This is a genomic window from Neisseria sp. P0022.S010 (assembly GCF_051956635.1).
Window position 1 is genome coordinate 1 of record NZ_JBQCXF010000516.1, and the last position, 2,069, is coordinate 2,069.

At 50.3% G+C, this 2,069-nt stretch carries 2 protein-coding genes; both read left to right on the plus strand.

Features of this window, described 5'->3' with window-relative positions; all coding sequences use genetic code 11:
- The first annotated feature begins 207 nt into the window (after positions 1-207).
- Positions 208-825, plus strand: coding sequence for a tellurite resistance TerB family protein (locus tag ACTHUT_RS18845; protein WP_440385878.1), 618 nt, complete (start codon positions 208-210; stop codon positions 823-825).
- Between the two features lie 99 nt (positions 826-924).
- Positions 925-1,845, plus strand: coding sequence for a patatin-like phospholipase family protein (locus ACTHUT_RS18850; protein ID WP_440385877.1), 921 nt, complete (start codon positions 925-927; stop codon positions 1,843-1,845).
- The last annotated feature ends 224 nt before the right edge of the window (positions 1,846-2,069 follow it).

The window sequence follows — 2,069 nt, forward strand, 5'->3', positions numbered from 1 at the left end:
GTGCGGACAATATAGCGGCGGCCATAGCTGGTAATGATTTGGGCGGTATCGGTCATGATGGGGTTTATTGTTTGGAATGGTGTGATTGTACCGAAAGTCGGCTATGGCCGTCTGAAAACTTGTTTGCACCTTTTAACTTTCTTTGGCTTGGTTTTTGGGTGTTTCTACTCTATATTTGCAATATATTGGTTTTCAGGAGATTTTTTTATGGATTTCAGTCAGTTGCTCAATCAGGTTTTGGGTGCGGCTCAAAAAGGCGGCAAAGTGGTGGCGGACAGCCCGCTCAATTCTTTCGGTGGCGGCGCGCTGACGGGTGCTTTGGCATCGATGCTGTTGAAAAAGAAAAACGCAAAGAAGCTGGTCAAGGCCGGCTCGGTCGCTGCTTTGGGTTTTCTGGCTTATAAAGGCTATCAAAACTGGAAACAAAACCAGCAGCAGGACGAATTGCCGCAAAGTGCGTTCCAACCTGCCGGCCTGATTGGTGAAAACCACAGCCGTGTGATTTTGCAAACGATGATTGCGGCGGCGGCTTCAGACGGCCTGATTGACGATGCGGAACGCGCGGCCATTGAGCGTGAAAGCGGCAGCGATGCGGAAACGGCGGCATGGCTGCAGGCGGAATATGCACAACCGGCCTCTATCGAACAAATTGCCGCTTCTGTCGGCAGCAACGAGGCTTTGGCAGCCGAAACTTATCTGGCGGCCCGATTGGTCTGCGCGGACTTGTCGCGCAAGGAAATTGTGTTCCTGAGCCGTTTATCCCAAGCTTTGAATTTGGACGATCAACTGGTCGAAAGCTTGGAAAAACAGCTCGAATTGGCTTAAGCCGGATTTAAAAGGCCGTCTGAAACCTGATTTCAGACGGCCTTTCGACTTAATTTCAGAGTAAAATAACTCTTTCGACATATTAAAGGCTGTCTGAACATGAATAAACTTTTTTCCACATTCAAAACGTTTTTAGCCGCTTCGTCCGTCTTGGTATTGGCTGCCTGTCCAAGCGGCAACGCGCCGCAATCCAAACCTTCTACGCAGGGTCAAAATACGGTTTCGCATCCTGCACCCAAACCGAAAGCCACGGTTGCGCTGGCTTTGGGTGGCGGCGCATCCAAAGGCTTTGCCCATATTGGGATTATTAAGGTTTTGAAAGAAAACAATATTCCGATCAAAATCGTTACCGGCACATCCGCAGGCTCGATTGTCGGCAGTATGTACGCTTCGGGAATGTCGCCCGACCGCCTCGAATTGGAAGCGGAAATTTTGGGTAAAACCGATTTGGTGGATTTGACCTTGTCCACCAGCGGCTTTATCAAAGGCGAAAAACTGCAAAACTACATCAACCGCAAAGTCGGCAACCGCCCGATGCAGCAGTTCCCCATCAAATTTGCCGCCGTTGCGACCGATTTTGAAAGCGGCAAACCGGTGGTGTTCAACGTAGGCAATGCCGGACAGGCCGTCCGCGCTTCTGCTTCGATTCCGAACGTGTTCCAACCTGTCGTTATCGGCAGCCGCAAATATGTGGACGGCGGCCTGTCACAGCCCGTACCGGTCAGCGCGGCGAAAAAACTGGGCGCAAACTTCATCATTGCCGTCGATATTTCCGCCCGTCCGGCCAAAAACGTCAGCCAAGGTATGTTCTCCTATCTTGACCAAACCTTCAACGTGATGAGCCAAACCGCCTTACACCAAGAATTGGGCCAAGCCAATGTGGTCATCAAACCGCAGGTTTTGGAGCTGGGTTCGGTTGGCGGTTTCGACCAAAAACAACGCGCCATCCAATTGGGCGAACAGGCCGCACGCGCCGCCCTGCCTGAAATCAAACGCAAACTGGCAGCATATCAGTATTAATCATCCGCCGTTTTGACAGGCCGTCTGAAAGTATGTTTTTCAGACGGCCTTTCTTGTGCAAATCTGCTAAAATCACGCGTTTCCTACAAATCATAAAATCCTAAAAAAATGAATATCTTTTACGAAGAGTCCGGCCAATTCAAAGTTGCCTCCATCGTCCAAAAAAACGACGCCACCTACCAAGTCGATACCCAACACGGCAAACGCACCAAAGTGAAGGCAAA